General features: G+C 58.4%; 15 protein-coding genes. 8 read left to right on the top strand and 7 right to left on the bottom strand.

The genetic code is table 11. From position 1 onward, the window contains the following. Position 1: 1 nt before the first annotated feature. Both ABJD00_RS21955 and ABJD00_RS21960 read right to left on the bottom strand, forming a co-directional pair. The gene (locus ABJD00_RS21955) at positions 2 to 1,366 is read right to left on the bottom strand and encodes an MFS transporter (RefSeq protein ID WP_413849331.1); all 1,365 of its coding nucleotides are present in this window, start codon (positions 1,364 to 1,366) and stop codon (positions 2 to 4) included. Between the two features lie 143 nt (positions 1,367 to 1,509). Next, positions 1,510 to 2,076: an acyl-CoA thioesterase gene (locus ABJD00_RS21960; protein WP_413849333.1), complete on the bottom strand. Its 567-nt coding sequence runs from the start codon at positions 2,074 to 2,076 to the stop codon at positions 1,510 to 1,512. Between the two features lie 122 nt (positions 2,077 to 2,198). Here ABJD00_RS21960 and ABJD00_RS21965 point away from each other — a divergent pair, with 122 nt between their 5' ends. The 3 genes from ABJD00_RS21965 (at position 2,199) to yaaA (ending at position 5,426) form a co-directional block, all read left to right on the top strand. Continuing rightward, complete coding sequence (locus tag ABJD00_RS21965; RefSeq protein WP_108838397.1) at positions 2,199 to 2,486, top strand: YggT family protein; 288 nt, start codon at positions 2,199 to 2,201, stop codon at positions 2,484 to 2,486. An 84-nt stretch (positions 2,487 to 2,570) separates the two neighbouring features. Continuing rightward, a complete protein-coding gene (gene recQ / locus ABJD00_RS21970; RefSeq protein ID WP_413849335.1) occupies positions 2,571 to 4,625 on the top strand; it encodes a DNA helicase RecQ in 2,055 nt (684 codons plus the stop codon). Between the two features lie 30 nt (positions 4,626 to 4,655). Next, positions 4,656 to 5,426 carry a peroxide stress protein YaaA gene (gene yaaA / locus ABJD00_RS21975; protein ID WP_413849337.1) on the top strand — a complete coding sequence of 257 codons (771 nt, stop codon included), beginning with the start codon at positions 4,656 to 4,658 and terminating at the stop codon, positions 5,424 to 5,426. Here the strand turns inward: yaaA and ABJD00_RS21980 are convergent. Continuing rightward, the gene (locus tag ABJD00_RS21980) at positions 5,414 to 7,606 is read right to left on the bottom strand and encodes a response regulator (protein WP_413849339.1); all 2,193 of its coding nucleotides are present in this window, start codon (positions 7,604 to 7,606) and stop codon (positions 5,414 to 5,416) included. The two genes, yaaA and ABJD00_RS21980, sit on opposite strands and share 13 nt — an antisense overlap. A gap of 151 nt (positions 7,607 to 7,757) precedes the next feature. Here ABJD00_RS21980 and ABJD00_RS21985 point away from each other — a divergent pair, with 151 nt between their 5' ends. Continuing rightward, the gene (locus ABJD00_RS21985; RefSeq protein ID WP_413849341.1) at positions 7,758 to 13,139 is read left to right on the top strand and encodes an alpha-2-macroglobulin family protein; all 5,382 of its coding nucleotides are present in this window, start codon (positions 7,758 to 7,760) and stop codon (positions 13,137 to 13,139) included. Positions 13,140 to 13,192: 53 nt separating this feature from the next. Continuing rightward, positions 13,193 to 15,133, top strand: a complete 1,941-nt coding sequence (gene pbpC / locus ABJD00_RS21990; protein ID WP_413849343.1) for a penicillin-binding protein 1C — start codon at positions 13,193 to 13,195, stop codon at positions 15,131 to 15,133. Here pbpC and ABJD00_RS21995 read toward each other — a convergent pair. From ABJD00_RS21995 to ABJD00_RS22010, 4 genes are read right to left on the bottom strand one after another with little or no spacing between them, the layout of a single operon-like run. Further along, positions 15,130 to 17,175, bottom strand: a complete 2,046-nt coding sequence (locus ABJD00_RS21995) for a hypothetical protein (RefSeq protein ID WP_413849345.1) — start codon at positions 17,173 to 17,175, stop codon at positions 15,130 to 15,132. The genes pbpC and ABJD00_RS21995 overlap by 4 nt on opposite strands. Next, the gene (locus ABJD00_RS22000; RefSeq protein WP_413849347.1) at positions 17,172 to 19,940 is read right to left on the bottom strand and encodes a DUF4159 domain-containing protein; all 2,769 of its coding nucleotides are present in this window, start codon (positions 19,938 to 19,940) and stop codon (positions 17,172 to 17,174) included. The genes ABJD00_RS21995 and ABJD00_RS22000 overlap by 4 nt, the downstream gene beginning before the upstream one ends. Next, on the bottom strand, positions 19,937 to 20,818 hold the full coding sequence (locus tag ABJD00_RS22005) for a DUF58 domain-containing protein (RefSeq protein ID WP_413849349.1): 882 nt from the start codon (positions 20,816 to 20,818) through the stop codon (positions 19,937 to 19,939). The genes ABJD00_RS22000 and ABJD00_RS22005 overlap by 4 nt, the downstream gene beginning before the upstream one ends. Next, complete coding sequence (locus ABJD00_RS22010; protein ID WP_413849351.1) at positions 20,815 to 21,822, bottom strand: AAA family ATPase; 1,008 nt, start codon at positions 21,820 to 21,822, stop codon at positions 20,815 to 20,817. The genes ABJD00_RS22005 and ABJD00_RS22010 overlap by 4 nt, the downstream gene beginning before the upstream one ends. Before the next feature lie 68 nt (positions 21,823 to 21,890). Here ABJD00_RS22010 and ABJD00_RS22015 point away from each other — a divergent pair, with 68 nt between their 5' ends. From ABJD00_RS22015 to ABJD00_RS22025, 3 genes are all read left to right on the top strand, one after another. After that, on the top strand, positions 21,891 to 22,466 hold the full coding sequence (locus ABJD00_RS22015) for a DUF1285 domain-containing protein (protein WP_413849353.1): 576 nt from the start codon (positions 21,891 to 21,893) through the stop codon (positions 22,464 to 22,466). A gap of 146 nt (positions 22,467 to 22,612) precedes the next feature. Beyond that, complete coding sequence (locus tag ABJD00_RS22020; protein WP_413849355.1) at positions 22,613 to 23,314, top strand: SDR family NAD(P)-dependent oxidoreductase; 702 nt, start codon at positions 22,613 to 22,615, stop codon at positions 23,312 to 23,314. A gap of 36 nt (positions 23,315 to 23,350) precedes the next feature. After that, positions 23,351 to 24,106 (top strand): hydroxypyruvate isomerase family protein, encoded by a 756-nt coding sequence (locus tag ABJD00_RS22025; RefSeq protein WP_413849357.1) that lies wholly within the window; start codon positions 23,351 to 23,353, stop codon positions 24,104 to 24,106. Positions 24,107 to 24,495 lie beyond the last annotated feature (389 nt).

The following is a 24,495-nucleotide window of genomic DNA, read 5'->3' on the forward strand; positions in this document are numbered from 1 at the left end:
GTCAAATCTCCCCTTTTGGTTTGACCCAGCGTAGCATGATCAGACCCAAAAGAAAGAGAGCCAAAAGCGGTGAGACGCCAAGCTGCGTGCTGCCTGTCACCGTGGTTGCAACGCCGATCAAGAACGGTGCCATAAAGGCCGTCGCACGGCCTGTCAGACCATAGAGTCCAAAGCTTTCGGTAGGGGCGTCGGGATTGCAATGTCGCACCATAAGCGTACGGCTGGCAGATTGCATCACCCCGCCCATGCCCCCGATCAGCACGCCGCAGATGTAGAAGATGATGTCGGGTGCGGCCGATCCTTCAGCGAGCGGAATGCCGAACATCGCGTCGCGCGACAGATTTACCAGCATGAAACACACGCCCATCAGGACAAGTATCGTGAAAATGACCACAGGTTTGGGGCCGAAGCGCTTGTCCGCATGCCCGCCCAAATAGCTGAAAACGGAAGCTCCCATCGCCGCGATAATCCCGAACACACCGACCTGCACGACACTGAAATCCAGCACCAGCAAGGCGAAAGTGCCACCAAAACTGTAAAGTCCATTAAGCGCGTCTCGGTAAAGCATAGAGGAGCCGAGATAGGTGAACAGACTGCGTTTGGCTGGCAGTGCGCGCACGGTAGACCACAGCCTAGATAGCGCCGCGCCGACAGAGGTACGTGTGCCTGTCGGTCTGACTTCTCGAACCCAAAGGAAATAGGGGATCATAAAGAAACTGAACCAGAGGGCGACAAACGGGCCTGCGAACCGCGTGCCCTCTCGGGCGTCGGCATCAAGTAGCCCAAAGAAGGGGTCGAGCCCGATCAGGGTTTTGCCGCTGGGTTGTTCGGCGAAAAGGAGCAGGATGATGAACAGAGAGATGACGCCCCCTGCATAGCCAAAGCTGAAAGCAGATCCAGAAATCTGCCCGATTTCTTCCTGAGTGCCCAACGATGGAAGTTGAGCATTGATAAAGATCAGTGCGTATTCCGCCCCAATGAACCCGAAGGCAAAGGCCATCAGCATCCACATCAAGTTGCCGCCATCGGGCTCGGTAAACCAAAGTCCGCCTGCGCCAACAACCAGCATCGCCGAAAAGGCTATGATCCACGGCATGCGTCGCCCGCCGGTGTCTGCCATCGCCCCAAGGAGGGGTGCGCCAAAGCCGATAATCAACCCGGTGATCGTCAGCGTGAACGACCACATCGCCTGAGCATTGGCTTTAGCCAGATCTGTTTCAACACCCTGAGACATGAAATTCTCGCTGGCCAGCGAGACAAAGAAAGGTCCGAAAATGAAGGTGAGCAGAACAGTATGATAAGGCTGACTGGCCCAGTCAAAGAAGAACCAACCCCAGATTCGTTTTTTTACACTGATATCGGCCATTCCCTGCTCCCCACATTCTTTTTTTTGTGGTTTGACCAAAGCAGGCCGCAACCAGTGTGGCAAGGAAAGGTTGTTGGAAGTGTCGGCGGATCAACTGATCTTTGAGGCAAAGATCGGCTGCAAATCGACGCGATTTGTCAAACTCACGCCGCGGCGCGCAGCTGCGTAGTGGTCGTTTCCTGCATAGGCGGCCAAGGGCGCAAGGCCTCTGCCTTGATCCAGGCGGCAATCCAGTCCGGTGTTTCGGGCGACGGTCCGGTTTGCCCCATGGCTTCTAGCACCCTGTCTGGCGAAACGATCCCATTTTTGTCGGTGACGGCTGCGCGATACAGAACGTGACTGGCGCATTCCCCATCCGTTTTCCACATCGACTGTTCGATGTAGACAAACTTGTCGTCCCAACACACTGCGCGGCTGCGGGTTTCGAACCGCTCAAACGCGCGCAAACGGCGGCGATAACGGACGGAGGATCCAGCCATCGTCAAACCCCATTTTTCCGTAGTGAGGGCGGTCATCAATCCTGCACGAACACCCATACCAAGCCGCCCAAGATCATAGAGCGTTAAAGCACGTCCGTTATTCAACTCCAGAAACCCATCCAGATCCCACGGCCAAACCATGTGGTGCGAAATGTGCATATCCGTCAGCCCGATGCCGGGTTGGCGACGAGCGATCACTAGGTCTTTGACAAGACGTACGAAAGGAAACATGGGCTATTACTCCTTGCTGACGTAGATGCGGTTTTGCCGCGAAACTTCAATAGGCTGGCCAAGTGACCTTGCGCCACTTCGCTTAGCGCCCTACGTCTTGGAAAACGAAAAGGACGCCAAATATGCTGGCCATTTATCAAACGCTGCAACTGATCCTGAGCGTTGTTTACACGATCATGATCGTGCACATCATCATGAGCTGGTTGATCAGCTTTCAGGTGCTAAACCTGCACCAGCCGATCGTTGCGCAGATCTGGCAAGGGCTGAACAAGTTGCTGGAACCGATTTATCGCCCCATTCGGCGCATCATGCCCGACACACATCCGCTTGATCTGGCGCCGCTCGTGGCCTTTGTGGCGTTGATTGCATTCCGATCCTTTATCTTGCCTGCGATTTTCGGGCTCGCCTGACCTCCAGGTCTTGTTCACAGCCTGTTAAAATGTGAGTCTGTATCAAACGAGCAGAACACATAAAATTTGACAGGGTTTTGAGACATGGATTTCTCCAATACGGGCGCTGCCACGCTGTTGCGGGACATCTTTGGGTTCGACGGGTTCCGACCGGGTCAGGAAGAGATTGTGGACGCTGTTGTGGCAGGGGAGAACACCCTTGCCATTATGCCCACTGGCGGCGGTAAATCTCTTTGTTTTCAGTTGCCTGCACTGATGCGGGATGGGGTGACCGTGGTCATCTCCCCGCTTATCGCCCTGATGCGGGATCAAGTGCGTAGCCTGCAAGAGGCAGGCGTCGCAGCAGGCGCCCTGACATCCGGCAATACCCCTGAAGAAACGGATGCCGTGTGGACAGCGCTTGAACGCGGTGAACTGAAACTTTTGTATATGGCGCCAGAACGGCTCGGCGCTGGGTCGGCGATTGGGATGTTGCGCCGAATAGGCGTGTCTTTGATCGCCGTGGACGAGGCGCATTGCGTGAGCCAGTGGGGTCACGATTTTCGCCCAGACTATCTGCGGATCGGCGAGTTGCGGCGCGCACTAGATGTGCCTTTAGCCGCATTCACTGCGACAGCAGACGCTGAAACCCAAGCCGAGATCGTACAAAAGCTGTTTGACGGCACGCCTCCGCGCGCATTCCTGCGCGGCTTTGACCGACCCAACATCCACCTTGCGTTCGCAGCCAAGAACAGCCCACGCGCGCAGATTTTGAACTTTGCTGCTGCACGCAAAGGACAATCCGGCATCGTTTATTGCGGCACACGGGCCAAGACCGAGACGCTAGCCCAAGCTCTGCGTGAAGCAGGTCACACGGCCATCCACTATCATGGTGGCATGGAAGCCGACGACCGGCGCATAGCAGAGCGTCGCTTTCAGCAAGAGGACGGGTTGATCGTCGCCGCTACGGTTGCCTTTGGCATGGGCGTGGACAAACCGGATATCCGCTGGGTGGCCCACGCGGACCTGCCCAAAAGCATCGAAGCCTACTATCAGGAAATTGGACGGGCAGGGCGAGATGGGGCGCCTGCCGAAACACTCACGCTGTTTGGACCCGAAGACATCAAATTGCGGCGCAGCCAGATTGACGAAGGGTTGGCGCCGCCCGAACGGCGCATGGCGGATCATGCTCGGTTGAATGCACTTTTGGGGTTGGCTGAGGCTCTGGAATGCCGTCGCAAAACACTTCTGGGGTACTTTGGCGAAACGGATGTGAAGTGCGGCACCTGCGATCTATGTGACCAACCCGCCGACGTGTTTGACGGGACCACGGCGGTTCGCAAGGCGTTGTCGGCGATGCTTCGGACTGACGAATGGTTTGGTGCCGGGCACCTGATCGATATCTTACTCGGTGCCAAGACGGAAAAAATCATGCAACGCGGGCATGACAAACTGCCGACCTACGGTGTTGGCAAGGAATGTTCGAAAGGGCAGTGGCAGGCCGTGTTTCGTCAGATGATGGGGCACGATCTGGTGCGCCCAGACCCGGATCGATATGGCGCACTTCGCATGACAGACGCGGCGCTGCCTATCCTGCGAGACGAGGCCAAGATTTCGCTGCGACGCGATACGATTGCGGCGGCCGTAAACCGACGCCCGGCTGTGAAAGAAATGGTCTCGGAAGAAAACGCACCGTTACTCAGCGCTCTTAAAGCGAAACGGCGTGGTTTGGCTGAGGCGGCGCGGGTGCCAGCTTATGTGATTTTTCCTGACCGGACCCTGATCGAAATGGCCGAGAAACGGCCCAATAACCTTGATCAGATGGCGCAGGTCAGTGGTGTTGGTGCCAAAAAGCTTGAAAAATTCGGAGACGCTTTCCTTGAGGTGATCAATGGTGAGGCTGCGGCGCTGCATCCTACACGTCGGAAGCTTGCTGGACAGGGTGCCGGTGCAATTTATGACCAACTGCTTGCTGTGCAGGCAGAATTGGCGCGTGGCACGGACGGGACAGACAAACCGCTGAGCTGCTCGGCGTCCCAATTGGCGAAAGTCGCACAACTGCGCGTTGGGGATGATGCTGCGATTGAGCGCTTGCTTGGGGATCGCAAGGCCGAACGATTTGGCCCGGCCTTTCTGGACGTGCTGCGTGACGCGAGCTAGATCATCACAAAAGGAATTGGGGGTGGTGAAATGCTGGTGGTGATTTCTCCGGCCAAGCGGCTGGATTGGGCAGAGCAGGACGTACAGACGACGGCACCTGCGATGCAGGAAGATGCAGTGCGTCTAGCCCGTACCGCGCGGAACCTGACGCTGGGCAAATTGAAAGGGCTGATGGATCTGAGCGACGATCTGGCAAGGCTGAATCGCGCGCGGTTTGCTGCGTTTGAAAATGCGCCGGGTGCCGAAACGACCCGTCCTGCCATGTTTGCCTTCGCGGGAGATACATATCAGGGCCTGGAAGCCAGAACCCTGAAAGACGATCAGGTGGCATATGCTCAGGATCATCTACGGATTTTGTCTGGTCTATATGGACTGCTGCGGCCGCTTGATGCGATCCAGCCCTACAGATTGGAAATGGGAAGTAAGCTCAAGACGCGGCGCGGGGCTTCGCTCTACGATTATTGGCGGAGTGATATTGCCAAAGCGATCAATCTTCAGGCTGAAGCCGTTGGGACGGATCTGCTCGTGAATTGCGCCAGTCAGGAATATTTTGGCGCTGTTCCGCAAAAAGCGCTTAAACCGCGCGTGATCACGCCAGTCTTCATGGAAGACAAAGGGGCAGGGCCGAAGATCGTCAGTTTCTTTGCAAAACGAGCCCGGGGAGCAATGGCACGGCATGTGGTGCAAAACCAAGTGCGCGACCTGGACGGTCTGCGCGCCTTTGAGACTGACGGATATCGGTATCAGCCAAACGCCTCCGACGAACAGCGTTTGGTTTTTGTCCGCCGTTACCCCGTCTGACGTGCATCCGCCTCCTCTTCCGGAAAAGGTGGAGATGCTTCTGCAGGGCATAGCTCCCTGAGTTTGGAATGTATCTGTGGCTTGCGCAGAGGTTTGGTCAGGTAATGATCGATGCCGCTTGCCAGAATACCTTGATCGTCTCCGTCCATTGCATGCGCAGTCAGGGCTACGATCGGGATATGTCCACCGCGCTCTTTCTCGATCTCGCGGATTTTGGTTGCTGCCTCTTTCCCGTCCATTTTTGGCATCGAGATGTCCATGAAGATCATGTCCGGTTCGAAGCTTTGGAACAACTCGACCGCTTCCTCGCCGTTGTCTGCAAATTCGAGATCAACGTCGGCATTCTTGATCATCTTTCGGAACACGAGTTGGTTGGTCTTGTTGTCCTCAGCCGCCAGAACCCGCATTTTGCGCTCGTCCGATCCAGAATTGGCCGTGTTGGCTTTCTGGTTTCCAAGCAAAGGTCCAACAGATTGCAGATGGGTGAAAAGGTCGGCGCGCGGCAAGGGTTTTTGCAAGATCGCATGGACATGCTGCGCGCCAGGATCGCTTGCGGCATAGGTTGAATTCGAACTGAGCAGGACGATCGGCACCTCTGACCCAGCGGCACAGGTGGCTTCGGCCAACTCGAGACCGTCCATTCCGGGCATATTGTGATCGGTCAGCACCAGATCGATTTGGTTGAGTTGCTCAAGCGCCTCCTTGGCGTTCGAGCATGTCATAACACCCATCCCGATCTGTTCCAATTGCCTCCGTAGGATGGTGCGGTTGGCTTCGATGTCGTCGACCACCATTATGAGCCGCAACCCCTCCGGCACGGGCGGATGTGCGGGTAGTTCAGCCGTGCCTAGCTCAAAAGGCACTTTGAAGCCAAAGCATGAGCCGACGCCATCCTCGCTTGTAACCCACATTTCACCGCTCATCAGGTCCACAAGGCGCTTGGAAATGGCGAGGCCCAACCCGGTACCATCAAACTGGCGGTTGCGTTCATTTTCGACCTGATTGAACTCGCCAAAGATGTGTTTAATTTTGTCTTCTGGGATCCCGATGCCGGTGTCCTCGATGGCAATGTTGACGACCGCTTGACCATTTTCGAGATCGGGAACACCGGTGACCCGCACGAGCACATGACCTTGGGACGTGAATTTCACTGCGTTGCCCATCAAGTTGGTCAGCACTTGACGTATGCGCCCCGGATCACCGACATAAACAGTCGGCAAGAACAGGTCGTAATCCACCAGTAACGTCAGGTTCTTTTCTCGGGCTGAAGGTTGCAACAGCATGATCACATCATGAATGCAGCGTTCCAGATCGAAAGGTTCGGGGTGCAACTGCAGCTTCTGCGCTTCGATCTTGGAATAATCGAGGACGTCATTGATGATGACCAGCAACGCTTCGCCGGAGTTCTTGATCGTTTCTACATAGAGCTGTTGTTCCTCGCTCAGTCCAGTATCGCATAGAAGTTCTGCCATCCCCACAACCCCGTTCATGGGCGTGCGGATCTCGTGGCTCATGTTTGCAAGAAATGCAGATTTGGCTCGGCTGGCGGCTTCAGCTTCGGCCCGTGCAGATTTTAGTTGTTTTTCGTATTGAACAGCTTCGGTGATGTTCAAACCAAGTGAGACGATGTCGCCCCCATGTCCGCGTCGATCAACGAGTTTGATGTACTGGTCGTTCCACAGGCGGATGGTGATCGGTTCTGGCTGCGGCTGCATCCACCGTTCCGTCATCAATTCGCGCCATGCCTCTGGGGTCAACTTGCCCGTGTTAATTATCCCCTCATCGGTCAACACTTGTAGGATGGTGACATAGTGCACGCCAGGGCGGATCAATTCGAGATTATCAAACACTGTCAGGTAGCTGCTGTTGGCAGCAATCATTCGATTTTCAGAATTAAAGAACGCAAAGCCGTCCGTGATTGTCTGTACTGAGTGCCACAAGCGCCGTTCGGCGATTTCGACCTTTTGATTAGCTTGCCCGAGTTCGGTTTTGACCCGTTCATTTTCGGTTTTGACATTGGCCACTTCGGCCCGGGTTTCCACAATTTCGCCCTGCAAAGCCGCTGCATGGCGCCCAAGTTTGCGATTGGCGGCGGACAATTCCGCTTCCTTGAGCTCCAACAGCCGTTCAGCCGCCAATCGACCACGCCGTTCCAAGGCCAGCTTGTTTGCCAGGCTCATTTCGTTGCTCCGCCAAAATCCTCTGAGGCTCTCTATGTCACGGCGCTGGTGAAGATCGACTTAACCTGGCAGCGTCGAAACATTTGCATGCCGCGTCTCGGGCGTGTCAGGTTGGAGATGTCCTGCGTTCCTGTTGTCCCGGAGTTTTAGAATGCGAATTTTTGGTCTGATCTGCTTTGTTCTTTTCTGGAGCAGCGCCGCAATTGCCCAAGCTGTCATCCCGGATCAACGCTATATTTTAACGCAAGACATGGATTTTTTCGGAGCAGATCGCACTGCCCTGTTCGACACTACATTTCCGGCATGCCAACGAGCTTGCAACGCGGACTCGCAATGTGTTGCCTTTACTTTCAACAGCCGATCAAACGCCTGTTTTCCAAAGTCTGCGATTTCGGATCAGCAACCCTATGTTGGTGCAGTGTCGGCCACCCGTTTGCTCAATGATCCGGGGCTGAATCAAGCTGCTAGTGCACGCGCTCTTACACTTGGTGCATCAGAACAAGACGGCGCAGCGGCCCTCGGTCTTGCCGAGGCTGTCGGGACGCGACATCCGGTCAATGGTCAGACCGTTGAGGCGCTATTGGCCGCATCCCGCGCGGCTTGGGATCGTGGAGATCGCGCTGGTGCGCTCAATTGGACGGGAGCGGCCGTCGCGTTGAGTGACGCGCCTGATCTGTGGTCACGCTACGCCTACTTAGCTCTTCGTCTGGGTGATCAAACGCCGTCCCGCGTGCGCAATCAAGGCCGTCGCGAAGCTGTACCTGCGGCGCTCAACGCCTTTTTGCGCAGCGCAAGTCCGGGTGCACAGGCCAGCGCGTTGCAAGGTCTGGCAGAGGCTCTGGAGGCCAATGGTCGTGGGCGCGATATGATTCCTGCGCTTCGTCTTGCTCAGTCCTTGCAGCCGCGTGATGATATTGCTGCTGCACTGGATGAAGCGGTCGCAAAGCACGGGTTCCGGGTGATTGATACACGTGTTGAAAGTGATGCCGCCCAACCTCGGATATGCGCGACGTTTTCCGAACCGCTGGTGCAAGCGGGTGTGGACTACGACCCCTTTGTGCGCAGCCAATTGCAAGGTTTGATCCCGCAGGTCAGTGATCGCGAATTATGTCTGGACGGTGCAACTCACGGTGAGCGGTATCAAATAACCCTTCGTTCGGGTTTACCGAGCGCGAGTGGAGAGGTGCTGCACAAGGACGTCGACCTCACCCTCTATGTGCGTGATCGTGCGCCGGCGGTTCGGTTTTCGGGCCGTGCGTATGTGCTGCCGCGCACTGCGGGTGCCGGCGTGCCTATCGAGACGGTGAACCTCGAAACAGTCGATTTGGTGCTGTCTCGAGTCAGTGACCGGAATCTTGTCCAGTCGCTCAAGGCCGACTTCTTTGGACGCCCCTTGTCCCGATGGCAGCAGGACCAGTTCGACGAAGAAATCGCGCAAGAGGTTTGGCGCGGGACAGGGCAAGTTGAGAGCGTGCTGAACCAAGAGATGCAGACGCGACTACCACTTGGTGATGTGCTCAAGGATCAGCCGACTGGTATCTATGTGTTGAGCGCGCGGGTGCCAGGCAGTGACGTATACGAAGTTCTTACAGCCTCGCAGTGGTTCGTTTTGTCTGATCTGGGGGTCAGCACGTGGCAGGGCAACGATGGTCTGACAACAGCCGTCCGTGCTCTGAGTGATACCGGGGCCATTGCAGGGGCCGAGGTAAAACTGATCTCGAATGCGAACGCGGTGTTGGGTAGCGCTGTGACAGATGCCGATGGGTTTGCCAGTTTCGCCTCCGGCCTGATCCGCGGACGCGGCGCAGCAGCGCCTGCGTTGTTGCAGGTCGAGACAGGCGATGACTTTGTCTTTTTACCCTTAACCGACCCCGCCTTTGATTTGTCCGATCGCGGCGTTGAAGGGCGTCCGCCCGCGCCACAAATTGACGTCTTTCTGACCACCGATCGCGGCGCCTACCGCCCCGGGGCCACGATCTTTGCCACGGCCCTCGCACGTGACGTCCGTGTGCAAGCAATTGAGGGCCTGCCAGTGACGGCAATCCTGAGCCGTCCGGACGGGGTTGAGTACACGCGTGTCGTCAGTGCGGCGGGACAAGCAGGGGGGCATGTGCTGGCTTTGCCGCTTGCCGCGAGTGCGCCGCGCGGCACCTGGCGTATCGCCGTGATGGGCGATCTGGACGCGCCGCCATTGGCAACCACAACCGTACTGGTGGAGGATTTCATCCCTGATCGCATCGCCGTCACGCTGAACATGGATGAGGGGGCGATTGACCCGGTGATTCTGCCGCGTTTGCAGGTCGATGCGCAATACCTATTTGGCGCGCCGGGCGCCAATCTGGCGGTGGAAGGGGATATCCGCCTTCAAATTAGGGACAGTGTTGACGGATGGCCGGGATATCTTTTTGGACGTTATGACGCTCGATTCTCTGCCCAAAGCCAATACTTTGACGGTGGGCGGACAGACGGGGTAGGCTCTGCGCGCATACAACTGGAGTTGCCGGAAGCAGAGTCGGAAGGCGTTCTGCTTGAAGCCGTCGCGACTGTGCGGGTTTCGGACAACGGCGGGCGGCCGGTTGAACAATCTCTCACCCGGCCGGTTGCCCCAAATGGACCAGTGATCGGCATTCGCCCGGGGTTTGACGATGTCTTGCCCGAAGGGGGTACAGCCAGTTTCGATCTAGTAGCCGTTGGCGCGGACGTGCTGCCTGTCCAATGGACGGTGAACAAGATCGAAACCCGATACCAATGGTATCAACTTTACGGAAACTGGAATTGGGAACCGGTAACCAGACGCATCCGTGTGGCGCGTGGAGAGCTTGGGCTGAATACGACTCCTCAAGCACTGGAAGTTGCAACTGAATGGGGAGATTACGAACTGGTCGTTGAGGCCAAAAGCGGCACGTACACCGCTAGCTCAGTCGGATTTTCATCAGGGTGGTACGGTGGTGTGGACAGCAGCGCGACGCCTGATCGTCTTGCCCTCTCACTGGACGCCACGAGTTACAGTGTTGGGGACGTTGCTCAACTGCGGTTAGTCGCTCCATTTGATGGCACCGCATTGGTGTCTGTGCTCTCAAGTGGCGTGATTTCCCGACAGGCCGTGCCTGTTTCCGAGGGAGAATCCGTTCTGCCAATTGCTGTCACAGAAGCATGGGGTACGGGTGCGTACGTTACTGCGTCGATCCTGCGCAGCGGAACCGAAGCGCGCGGACCATCCCGTGTTCTGGGTGTTGCCCACGCTAAGGTTGATCCCGGCAACAAAGCCTTGCAGGTCCGCATTATTGCACCTGAAGCAGTGGATGGGCAGGCAGGTACAACCGATGTGAAGGTGCAGGTCGAGGGCCTTGGCGGTGTGCCCGGCTATGTCACGCTTGCAGCAGTTGACGTCGGTATCCTGAACCTGACGCGATTTGAGAACCCGGATCCACAAGGTCACTACTTTGGGCAACGCAGGCTTGGGGTGGAATTGCGCGATATGTACGGACGGCTTATCGACACAAGCACCGGTGCAATGGGAACCGTCCGCTCGGGCGGAGATGCGTCACGCGGCATGGAACGCGCCGGGCCGCCACCGACCGAAGCGGTGATGGCTGTGTTTTCCGGACCGGTCGCGCTGAACGCTGACGGCAGCGCCACCATCTCTGTGCAGCGGCCAAACTTCAACGGAACGGTTCGCTTGATGGCGGTGGCCTGGTCCGACACTGGTGTCGGTCAGGCGTCAACGGACATGCTTGCGCGCGATCCGGTTGTGATTTCAGCTGCACTCCCGCGCTTTCTTGCGCCCGGAGATAGCAGCCGTGTGATGCTCGATTTTGTCCATGCGGCGGGCGCATCGGGACCAATGGCGCTGTCGGTCAAATCTTCGGGTCTGGATTTGGGACCGCCGCCTGCGCAGATTGATATTGGTGATGGGGCAACCGTCCGAGTGGCCCTTCCTGTCTCTGCGTTGGGCACAGGTGATCACAGGATTGATGTCGCATTAACAACACCGGGCGGAACGGTCCTGACCAAGAATCTCAATCTTGGTGTGCGGGCGAATGATCCGCTGATTGCAACAACCCGTCGTTTTGCCCTTGGCGCGGGTGAAGTGCTGACCTTCGACGACAACGTATTCGCCAACTTCCGCAGTGACACTGCCAGTGCGACACTCGCAGCCGGTCCGCTTGCCCGCTTTGACATGCCCGGCTTGTTGCGGCAGCTGGACCGCTACCCTTACGGATGCACCGAACAAGTCACTTCCGCTGCTCTTCCCCTGCTTTATCTGCCGCAAACTGCAAGTGCAGCGGGCATTGAGGGGATCAGAGAACGCGTTGAAAGCGCCATTACGCAGGTGCTAACGCGGCAGACAGGCAACGGCGCGTTCGGACTATGGCAGGCGCAGTCGGGCGACTTCTGGCTTGACGCGTATGTCACTGATTTCCTCACGCGTGCGCAGGTGCAAGGGTATGACGTTCCAGACGCGGCCATACGCATCGCGCTCGATAATCTGCGCAATCGTATCAACTATGCGCCTGATTTTGACACAGGCGGCGAAGATATCGCCTATGCGCTTTTGGTGCTTGCGCGTGCTGGTGCAGCTTCAATCGGTGATCTTCGTTACTATGCTGACACGAAGGCAGAAGCCTTTTCGACCCCTCTTGCGCGCGGTCAATTGGGGGCGGCTTTGGCAAGCTACGGAGAACAGTCCCGCGCCGACCGGATGTTCCAACTAGCTCAAGATTTGGCGCGGCGTACAAGTGACACGACACCCGGCTGGCGTGATGACTATGGCACGGCTTTGCGGGATGCAGCAGGCCTTCTGCATCTGGCAGTTGAGGCAGGCAGTACAGCAGTTAACCAGACCCAACTCGCTGCTGGATTGACAGCGAGTCAGGGGCGGTATTCGACCCAAGAGGCTGCTCAAATTTTGATGGCGTCCCAGGCTTTGCGGGGCGGATCTGGTGCGGCGGTGCTGAGCGTCGATGACGCGCCCGTCGCAGGACCACTAGTGCAGACCCGTAGTGTCGGCGAAGCGCCATCTGCGATCCGCAACATTTCGGGCGTCGCGCAGGATGTGACCCTGACCACCTACGGCGTCCCGCTAACACCACCGGAGGCGGGCGGATATGGCTATGCGATCACCCGTAGCGAGTACGATATGGAGGGCACGTTGGTCAGTGGACCATGGCGAGTCGGCGAACGGCGCGTGATTGTTTTGCGCGTCGTTCCGTTTGAGCCCGTCGGTGCGCGGTTGATGGTTGATGATCCGTTGCCTGCTGGGATCGAGATCGACAATCCAAATCTGCTGCGATCCGGGGATGTGCGTGGGCTTGATTGGCTGACGCCTGCTGATACCCAACACGCCGAATTTCGCAATGATCGGTTCTTGGCCGCAGTGGATCACCGCGGTGAAGAAGCGTTTGAACTGGCTTATATAGCGCGTGCCGTCAGCCCCGGCGACTTTCACCATCCCGCAGCCTCTGTCGAGGATATGTATCGGGCCGAGTACCGTGCCGTGACAGACACAGGTCGCACAGTGGTGACAGAGTGAGGCAGTCGCGCCGAACTTTTTTGTTGATTGCAGCTCTGTTGCTTGGTGTCGGCGTGATTTGGACCGTCTGGGATCAATGGGTCGAGCGCACTGACCTGCCTGCAATGCTGACTGAGACCTCGGTGGAAATGCAGGACCGTCAGGGCACGCTGATGCGCGCGTTCGCGGTTGAGAACGGGCGCATCCGCCTAGCCGTGACACAGGGAACTGTGGACAGCACGCTGACCGACATGCTGATCGCTTACGAGGACAAGCGTTACTACCGACACAACGGAGTCGACGTGTGGGCCATGATGCGCGCCGCCGTACAGGCGGCCTTTCATGGGCGCGTGGTGTCTGGCGGGTCCACGCTCACAATGCAGACGGCTCGATTGCTTGAAAACTCCGGCACTGGGTCGTTGCGCGGAAAGCTGCGTCAGATGCGGCTGGCTTGGGCCTTGGAACGGACCCTGAGCAAAGCTGACATCCTGCATCTCTACCTCCAACACGCACCTTATGGTGGTCGCTTCGAAGGCGTGCGCAGTGCAACCCATGTGTGGTTCGGCAAAGAGCCGACCCGTCTGTCTCCGTCGGAGGCGGCATTGTTGGTGGCCCTGCCGCAGTCGCCCGAGAACCGGCGGCCAGACCGGCACCCAAATGCCGCAAGGATGGCCCGTGACAGGGTTCTTGAACGGATCGGAGCGGCGCAGGTCATGTCAGATGTCCCACGCGCTATGCGCCCTTTGCCGCGTCTTGCACCGCATCTGGCGGATGCATTGCGCATCGAGCAGCTCAATCAAACACGTTTCGTGACCACCTTGCACGCACCGGTGCAGAAACAGATGGAAACTATGGTTCGGATGCATGCGGCGGATCAGGCGGTGGGCGATTCCGTCGCGTTAATGGTTGTTGATCACCACAATGGGGCGGTCCTTGCCCGCGTGGGCGCGACTGATTACTCGGATGCACATGGCGCGCTTGGCTTTGTTGATATGACGCGCGCAAAACGCTCGCCCGGCTCGACACTAAAGCCGTTGATATATGGGCTTGGTTTTGATCGTGGGCTTGCGCACCCTGACACCATATTTGCAGATCGACCCACGCGATTTGGGCGATATGCGCCGCAAAACTTTGATGGGCAGTTTCGCGGGGATGTAACGGCGCGGACAGCATTGGCTCAATCCTTGAACATCCCGCCAGTTGCATTGACCGACAGGCTTGGGCCGCAGCGCCTGATGGCAAGCTTACGTGCATTTGGTGCCGAACCCGTGTTGCCTGGTGGCAAACCGGGTCTTGCTATTGCGTTGGGGGGAATTGGGCTAAGCCTCGAAGATCTTGCAAAGGTCTATGCGGGACTCGCGCAGCTAGGAAGAGCTGTTTCGATCAATGATCAACGGCTGGGCGAAACGCAAACAGATCAGGTGATCGCTCCGCGCGCGGCATGGCAGGTAGGAGATATCTTGCGCGGCATTGTACCGCCTGCAGGGTCCCAAGGTGGGTTGGCTTACAAGACCGGCACGTCTTATGGACACCGGGACGCCTGGGCGTTTGGTTATGACGGACGGCACGTGATTGGGGTTTGGATCGGGCGGCCAGACGGAACGCCGGTGCCGGGTGCGTTTGGCGCAGATCATGCAGCTCCGTTGCTGTTTGAGGCGTTCGGACGCCTCAAACCCGAACTAGACCCACCGCCGCCGCCGCCGCCTGACACGCTGATCGTAACCACTGCAGACTTGCCCGCGCCTTTGCGCCGTTTCGGCCCTGCCCAACCCAATGCGTCGGGCCCGGTAGTGAGCTTTCCCCCGGATGGAGCTGTCTTGGAGGATGCGGACACAATGGTCAAAGTGGAAGGGGGCCACTTGCCGCTGACAGTGTTGCTTAACGGCGCGCCGATAACATCGGGCTTGCGCCAACGCACACTCTCGGTCGATCTCACATCGCCCGGATTTTCGAACATTGCCGTGATCGATGCTTCGGGTCGCTCCGCCCGGGTGGCCGTCGAACTGCGCCCTTAGCGGCGCCCTTCGCGCAACCATGCGCCGGTAATAAACCCTGCCGCCAAAAGCAGAACCAACCACGGGGGCAACAATGCCATCTGGCGCACATCCTGCGTTTCATAGGCGCCGCGCGGTGTGATCCCGATCCAACCGCGTCCTGCGGCAGGTCGGCCCTCGCGTACAGTCCGAATGCGCGGCACGCCTTCTTCTATGCGCAATACTCCACCACGGGTGCGGGCCACCCGCTCGCCGATGATATCTGCAGTTGCGATGGTTGCTTCGAACTCTTTCGGCGCTGCGGGTCCAAGGCCAATGACTGCGCTTTGCTCTCCGTTCTCCAAGCGGTAAAGCCCAATCTCAGGCCCGTCAAAACGGGTTTCGAACTGGCCTGGCGCAACCTCTGTGAGGGACAGTTCAACAGTCGCGCCGTTTGGGTCGGTCACAGTGACTGGCGGCACAGCGTCAGACAATGTACGGCGCTGGATGCGCATGGACTGACCTGTGGCAATGGCGGTCAGCGCCTCTTCTTCCAGCTCGGGTTCTTTCATCATCCAGTGGGCAAGCCGACGCAGCAGCTCCAGTTGTGGACCACCGCCTTCATATCCGCGGTTCCACAGCCACGCGTGATCAGAGGCCAGCAGCGCAACGCGCCCCTCATCAACCCGCTCCAATACCAGCAATGGGCGATTGTCGATGCCTTCCATTACCACCATACTGTCTTGTCGTGCGGCCACATCGATCTGGCGCAACCAGCGCCCCCAGTCGCCCGCACCAGGCATACCGGTCGTTACAGGGTGACGTACGCCAATGTCAGACACAGTTGGGCGGTACGCTTCTTCCAGTACGCGGGCTGATGGTTCGGCGGGCATGACGGTCCCAAGTGGTGAGCGGTAAAGACTGTCGGCGCCAGCAAAGTCGGGGCCCGCAGCAACCAGAACCGCGCCACCATCACGGATGTAGCGGGCGACGTTATCCAGATAAAGAGAGGGCAGAATCCCCCGCCGTTTATAGCGATCAAAGATGATCAGATCGAAATCATCGATCTTTTCGAGGAACAATTCTCGCGTTGGAAAGGCGATCAAGGACAACTCTCCAACGGGCACGCCGTCTTGCTTTTCTGGTGGGCGTAGAATGGTGAAGTGGACGAGATCGACAGAACTGTCTGACTTGAGCAGATTGCGCCACGTACGCCCACCCGCATGCGGTTCGCCCGATACCAGCAGCACACGCAGCCGGTCACGCACCCCATTCATTTGGATCAATGCTGTGTTGTTGCGGTCGGTCAACTCGCCCTCGGCTTCGGGAACCGAAAACTGGATCACATTGCGTCCGCCATGGGGCAAAGTGATGGGCAGATCGATGTCCTCGCCAATACGGATGTTGAAGCGCTGCGGTTCAGAGCCGTCGACAGAGATATCCAGCGGGGCGGTGCCTGCATCATTTGGGGCCGCGCCGCTGTCTTCGATCCGCAAGGTCAGCGTGACGGATTCGCCAATGATGGCAAAGGCCGGCGCATTTTTGACCAATAGGCGGCGGTCCCAATCCGTGTCCTTGCCGGTCAGCAGGACGTGCAATGGCGCGGGAAATTCCAACGGCAGGTCAGCGTCGTGCACAACCCCGTCGCTGATCGCGATCAGGCCTGCAATCCGCGCGCGCGGTTCTTCGGCCAGTGCATCCGACAGCGCGCTCATCAAGCGGGTGCCCGTGTCTTCGTCCCCATCCGACACGGTGATACGCCGTACTTCGGTGCCTTCGCGCGCGGCGAGGGTTGCGGCGATTGCATTTGCTGTACTTTTGGTTTGGTCCGGCCGGTCTCGCAGCCGCTGGCTTGCACTTTGGTCTTCGGCAAGAATGACGATATCGTTCAATGGGGCGCGGTCTTCTTCCTGAAGTGATGGGCCAGAAAGTGCGCCAAGAATGACAAGCCCGGCCATGCCACGCAGCGCCCAACCGGACAGACCGCGCATCACGGCCAGAACGACGCCGCCCAAGACAACGACCGCCAAAATGGCCAAAACAGGCCAAGGCAACAGTGGATCAAAAAGGACAGTTCCGGTCATTGGCCAAGCCGATCAAGCAGTGCAGGCACGTGGACCTGATCGCTTTTATAGTTTCCGGTGAGCACATGCATGACGAGGTTAACTCCGAAGCGGTAAGCCAACTCGCGCTGACGTTCTCCGCCAAATCCGCGACCCACCGGTAGCATCGCTTGACCGCTTGGGGTGACGGCCCACGCCGCCGCCCAGTCATTGCCACCGATCACGACTGGCGTGACGCCGTCATTAAGGTTGCGAAATGGCATCCCTTCGACCTGTTCTGCGCCGGGGGGGGCGGCCTCGACCCAAACCTCGCCGTTCAAGTGGCGGCCCGGAAAGTCCTGCAACAGGTAAAAGGTGCGCGTCAGAACGTGATCGCGTGGGATCGGTTCAAGGGCCGGGATGTCGAGCGGCGCTGCCAGATCCTGCAACTTGCGCCCGTTCGGGCTGGCTGTACCAAAGCCTGCGATGTCACCGTCACGGGTGTCAAAAAGGATGAGCCCACCGGACCGCAGGTAGTCGTTCAACTTGCTGTAGGCCTCGCGTGACGGGCGTGGCTGATCCGGTGTGACGGGCCAGTAGAGGATGGGGAAAAAAGCCAGCTCATCCGTTTCGAGGTCGACGCTGATCGGCGGAGCCGGTTCGACCGAAGTGCGGAAAAACAAGGTATCCGAAAGACCCCGTAACCCAGCCTGTGCAACTTCATCGACCTCGCTGTCGCCGGTGATGACATGGGCCAGCACAACTTCCGAGGCGGCGGCGATTTCATCTTCTGCGCTTTGTTGGGCATGTGCGGGGTTGGGGACCACTGGTGCAATCAAAAGCGCTGCGATCAGCGCTGCTGTGCCGCGTGCGCGCACACCGCCTGTCAGCCGCCCTGAAAGAGCCAAAGATGCGATGACGTCAACCAGTAGCAAACCGATGGCGGCTGCCAGTAAAAGGCCACCAAGCGGTTGTTCAGGGACAATCGCAAGGCCAGACACTTCGATCCGCGCAGGCCATTCTGTGGGGGTCAAAACCGCCTCTGCCGTGAGAACATTGCGCGCAAGGCTGCGTTCGCCCGAGATGTAGACGCCTGGCAAAAGGTTCGGCCCGGCGGGGTCCGAGACCAGCTTCGGACCAGGCACGCCCGGCATCGCGCCTGCGTCCCGCAAGTCTCCAAAGCCATCCATGACGATTTGGGGTGTCCAGATTGTCCCCTCCAGATCGTCTGCGTTGGGCGCAGAACTGGTCGACGAAACCGCGAGCCGTTCGAGCATTTCCACAAACAGTCCCGAAAGGGGTAAAGACGACCATTCGGCATTGGCCGTGACGTGAAACAAAACGATCTGCCCTTGTCCGAAACGCTTGCGCGTTACCAACGGTGTGCCATCACTCAACTCTGCAACCACCCGCTCGGCAAGGGTCGGGTCAGGTTGGGCCATCACTTGGGCGGTGATGGCGACGTCATTGGGAACGGTAAGACCAAAGAACGGCGAGCCTTCAGTAAAAGGCGCGAGTGTCTTTGGCGATCCCCAACTCATCGCGCCACCGACACTGCGTCCACCAGAGCGCAGGCGAACGGGCATCAACGGGTCTTCGTCAATCCGGGATATGTCGCTCGCTGCCACACGGGGTCCGGCAAAGCGCAAGAGTAAACCACCCTTATCGGTCCAGGCGGAAATCGCCTCGGCTTCACCATCTGACAAGGTGGCCACATCGGCGAGCACGATCACGTCCGGGTTTGCCGGCAACACGTCGCTAAGGGCACCTCTCAACAGGTCCGCTGTGGGTGCGAGCGCGCGTTCGAGGTAATGCAGCGGGGAGAGCAGTTCGAGACCCTCACGTCCATCGCGCCCCGCAATCAACGCGATTTCGCGGCGGCGCAGGCTATCATCTACCAATGTCACAGCGCCGGAAGACTTCGCGCCCTGTACCTCAAAGCGCGTGACGCGCGCTCGCAGCTCGGCGGGCAGAGACAATGCTGTGTCTGCACTGGTGGTTCCGGCGTCGAATACGGCGTTTGCGCTGGCCAGAATCGCGGCGTTTCCGGCCGGGTCACGACCCTGGGCCAAAACCGTGACACCTCGTTCCGGGCCGGCTGAGACGCGCAAGGCGGTCAGCTCAATCAACCCGTCGACATACCGCGCCGGGGTCAAGGCAATCACATCCGAAACCGCCTGAACGACGCGTACGGTCCCTCGTTCTTCCAAGGCGGCAAGGAGATCCGCGTGACCGGGATAGTCCACGCCATCGCTGAACCAAACTGTTTCAAAACCTCCACCCGGTAGATTGGCGGTCACAGTGTTGGGATCACCGGGTTGCCAAGGAGAAGGGACGACGCCGGGCAGGCGCGTTGTGACTGTATTGGCTGCCTGAAAGACAGTTGGTTCGGGATCGGCCAGATTTAGCAGTGCGACCTGACGATCTGTGGTTCCAGCACGGCGCAACTCACCCTCAACCGCTTCGATCAGGCGGGGCCATTGTGCGGCGCCTGCCCAACTGCCGTCCATAACAACCAGCAGGGGCCCGCTTCCGGCTTGGCCGTCATCTTCGGGATTCAGGACCGGCCCGGCGAGCCCAATGATCATTGCAGCCACGGCGAGCACACGCAGCAGCAATAGCCACCAAGGTGTGCGGTCGGATACGGATTCGTCGTCCTTGAGGCCCAGCAACAGCGCCACGCCCGGAAAGCGTTGGCGGATCGGTGCAGGAGGGATCGCGCGTAGGATCAGCCACAATATGGGAAGCGCAACTAGTGCGATCAGCAGCCACGGGGCAGCAAAACCGATGGGGCCGAAAACGGTCATGCGCGTGCCCTTCCACCATCAAGTGCCCGCCAAATCCACAGCAAACCGGATTGTGCGGAGGTGTTTGTGTGGTGCAGGCCATAGGTCCAACCTGCAACGGAACATAGACTCTGTAGCTCTGCCTTGCGGGCAGCGAGCCGCTCTAAATAGCGGTCCTTCAAGTCAGATGCTTTGAGAGTTTCATGCTCGAGAGTGCCGCCCATGCTTTGAAATACGGTGCGGCCACGGAACGGAAACGCTTCTTCTGCCGGGTCAAGTACATGAAGCAGAACGCCGCGCACGCCGCGATCTGCGGCTTTGGTCAGAGCGGTGCGTACGGCGTCGATATCTCCCATGAAATCCGACACAAAGAACGCGCGGGCGTGCGGCACCATAGCCCGGTGTTCTGGTGGGGCGTAATCTTCTTTGGCGTCTTCTGAAAACATTTCTGCCAGCCGCAGAATCTGCGTATTGCCTCGACGTGGAGGCAATCGCGTACCGGTCAGCCCGACGCGTTCCCCACCCCGCACCAAGAGGATGGCGCAGGCCAGCGCCAAAACGCGGGCGCGTTCTGCTTTAGTCGTGAGGTCTTTGTTCGACGCAAAGCCCATCGACGCCCCCTGATCAACCCACAGCATCACAGATTGAGCAATTTGCCATTCGCGCTCTCGCACGAACTGCACATCACCCATGGCGCTGCGGCGGTGGTCAATCATGCGGCGACTGTCGCCCAACTGGGCTGGGCGGTATTGCCAGAAATCATCGCCCATACCTGCGCAGCGGCGACCGTGATCGCCTAGCAGGACGGCTCCTGCAAGGTGCTCCGCCCGCGCCAAAAGGGCGGGCAGGCGCGCGGCCTGAGTCTCGGCCTTTTCTCGCAGGGCGACGGGGGTTGTCACGCGGCAGCCTCTTGGCGGCTGAGCGTGGCGGCGGTTTCCTCGATCAAGTCGGACAAGCTATCCCCACGGGCGCGTGCTGCAAAATTCAACGCCATGCGGTGGGAGAGAACTGGGCGGGCCATGTCGATGACATCCTCGGCCGACGGCGCAAGACGCCCTTGCAACAGGGCGCGTGCCCGTACGGCCAACATGAGGGCTTGAGCTGCGCGTGGGCCTGGACCCCAAGCGACAGTTTCGCGCACTTGGGCAGATGAATCGGGTTCTGATGGACGGAAAGCACTTACCAGATCTAGAATCAATTCAACCACACTGTCGCCGACGGGCATCCGGCGCAGCAAAGTTTGCGCTGCCAGCAACTCACCATCTGAGAACACAGCAGTGGCCTGCGCGTCCTCTGTTCCGGTCGTTGCCAGAAGTATGTCGCGCTCGGTCGCTCGGTCCGGGTACAGGACGTCAATCTGCACAAGGAAGCGATCAAGCTGCGCTTCCGGCAGGGGATAGGTGCCCTCCTGCTCAATCGGGTTTTGGGTGGCCAGCACATGGAACGGCACGCCAAGAGGGCGATCTTGTCCGGCCACAGTCACCGTCTTTTCCTGCATCGCCTGCAACAGCGCGGATTGGGTGCGCGGGCTGGCGCGGTTGATTTCATCCGCCATCAGCAATTGGCAGAACACGGGGCCAGGCACGAATCGGAAACTCCGGTTGCCGTCGTCGTCCGTATCCAGAACTTCGGACCCCAGAATGTCAGCAGGCATCAGGTCAGGCGTGAACTGAATGCGGCTTCCGTCGAGCCCCATCACCGTGCTGAGTGTTTCGACCAATCGTGTTTTGCCCAGACCCGGCAGGCCAATCAGCAGGCCGTGACCGCCGCAAAGCAGGGCTGTGAGCGTCAGATCAACCACCCGCTCCTGCCCGATAAAGCGCTTGGTGATCGAGGCCTTGGCTTCGGCCAGCTTCCCTCCCAGTACTTCGATTTCGGCAACAAGATCCTCGGGTGGGGTCATGACTTCTCTTTCCTTCGGGATATACTCTATCAGACAACCTATTGCCTTAAGGTGGAATGGCAAAAGATATGAGTGGACAAAAAACTGTGACACCTGATGCCGAAGGGCTGGTTGCGTCGATCAATGCTGTAAAAACACGCGGTTTGCCGCCTGTACATCTGTGGAACCCGCCCTTTTGCGGTGATCTGGACATGCGGATCGCGCGGGATGGGACATGGTTTTATCAGGGCACCCCAATCGGGCGGCCCGGTTTGGTCAAATTGTTTTCATCGATTCTCAAGCGAGAAGATGGCAAATATTTCCTTGTGACACCGGTTGAAAAGGTCGGAATCACGGTGGACGACGCTCCGTTTGTGGCCGTTGATTTTGAACCCGAAGGAGAAGGTGCCAAGCAAACGTTGACCTTTACCACCCATGTTGGGGACGTAGCCATTGCCGGGGCCGACCACCCCATTCGGGTCGTGCGTGATCCTGAAACCGGCGAGCCGTCGCCTTACATCCTTATCCGTGCCGACCTTGAAGCGCTGATCGACCGCAAGAGTTTTTATCGCCTTGTGGATTTGTGTGTGCATGAGGGCGATTGGTTTGGTGTGTGGTCGGGGGGGCAGTTCTTCGGGGTGATCCCGTCAGACGAATTGCCCTGATCCGGGCGCACGAAACACGCGCCTTACTTCAAGGTGCACTTCGCCTGTGTATTAGATGATCTTGGTCTTTTGGGACAAATGCTTTCATTGTGGGCATAAGACGGAGGTGCCGTCAGGCCCGCAACCTAAGGCTTGGAGACAGATTTATGACCAAAGGAACGGCTTTGATCATCGGCGCAGGCAGTGGGCTGTCTGCGTCACTTGCGCGGCAATTGCATGCGCGTGGGAACACCATTGTTCTGGCGGCACGCAACACCGACAAGCTGGCGATGCTTGCGGATGAAACTCACGCACGGACTGTTGCATTGGATGGCAGTGATCCGGGCGATGTTGATGCGCTCTTTGCCTCCATTGAAGGTCGGCTGGACGTCGCTGTCTACAACCCATCTGCGCGCAGTCGTGGCCCGGTGTCAGAACTTGACCCTGAAGAAGTCCGACGTGCCATCGAAATCACAGCGTTTGGATCCTTCCTGATGGGCCGTGCAGCAGCCAAGGTGATGCAGGCCCAGCCCGAGCATGAAGGCAAGCGCGGCACAATCCTGTTCACCGGCGCCTCTGCTGGCGTCAAAGGGTTCCCGAACTCAGCCCCTTTTGCGATGGGCAAATTTGCGCAGAGAGGACTTGCTCAATCTATGGCGCGCGAACTGCACCCAAAAGGTATCCATGTGGCGTGGGTCAACATCGACGGTGGTATTTCCAACACTGAGCGACCTGAGCGTACGGATGATGGCACGGACAAGATGCTGGATCCGGACGCAGTCGCCACAGCTTATATCCAGTTGATCGACCAGCATCGTTCCGCTTGGTCAAACGAGATTGCATTACGCCCATGGGTCGAGACGTTTTGATGGCGCTACTCCCAAGGGCGCGTTAGCCTGCCGGGTATGCCGAAGTTTGCTGCCAACCTGACACATCTTTGGGCTGAATTGCCTTATTTCGACCGTTTTGATGCTGCTGCAGAGGCTGGATTTGAGGCGGTCGAAATCCTATTCCCTTACGACACCCCTGCTCCGGAGACGCAAAAGGCGCTTCATCGAAACGGGCTGGAGATGGTGCTGTTGAATGCACCCGGCCCAAACTACACAGGTGGGGAACGGGGGTTTGCGGCAACCCCCGGAGGCGAAGCGCGGTTTGACTATGATATGCGCCGGGCCGTTCGATACGCGCAGGCTTTTGGTGCTCGGTTCATTCACGTTATGAGTGGTGTCGGTCAGGGCGATGCGGCGAAAGAGACCATGATCGCCAATTTGAAACGTGCGGCTTCTGGTTTGCCTGAGGGCCTGTGCCTCAGCCTAGAGCCGCTAAATCAAATCGCGCAGCCGGGGTATTTCCTGTCGAATTTTGATCTGGCGGCCGAAATTATCGAGGCAGTTGGCGCATCGAATGTGGGTCTTCAATATGACAGCTATCATGCTCAGGTGATTACAGGAGATGCGCTTGGGACCTTTGAAAAACTGCGACCCCTGATCCGGCATATCCAGATCGGGGACGCGCCGAACCGCACGCCTCCGGGCACCGGGCAGATCGATTTTCCAGCCCTTTTCGCGGCGATTGATGCGAGCGGATACGAGGGATGGGTCAGCGCAGAGTACACGCCAGAGGGTCGCACGGAGACGGGATTGGACTGGCGGCGCCGATAAGTGGTTAACGGCCACGAAAAACAGGGCGAATCGGGTATGATTTGCGTGCACAGAGTGTGCACAACCTGTGCACCGGGGATGCACGGTTTTTATGGGTTAATGCAGCGCGCGTTGTGTTGCGTTACCGTGGGATTAATGCGCGAGACAATTTGTGAAAAGATATCTTCATCCCACGCACGACCCTTCGGCTTTGGACACATCTGATTGGCACCCCTGCGGCGAACCCAGATGCAAGGGCGCTGTGCAGCATCCCACGCGGCCGCTAGGGTCAGGACCCATTGATTTCTTCCTTCCTGCGTGATTCAGCGGTCGAAAATCGAGTGGTGATGTGAGCGATCTTTACTGGCTGAACGACGCGCAGATGACGCGTCTGGAGCCTTACTTTCCAA

Source organism: Tateyamaria sp., assembly GCF_039945315.1.
Taxonomy (GTDB): domain Bacteria; phylum Pseudomonadota; class Alphaproteobacteria; order Rhodobacterales; family Rhodobacteraceae; genus Tateyamaria.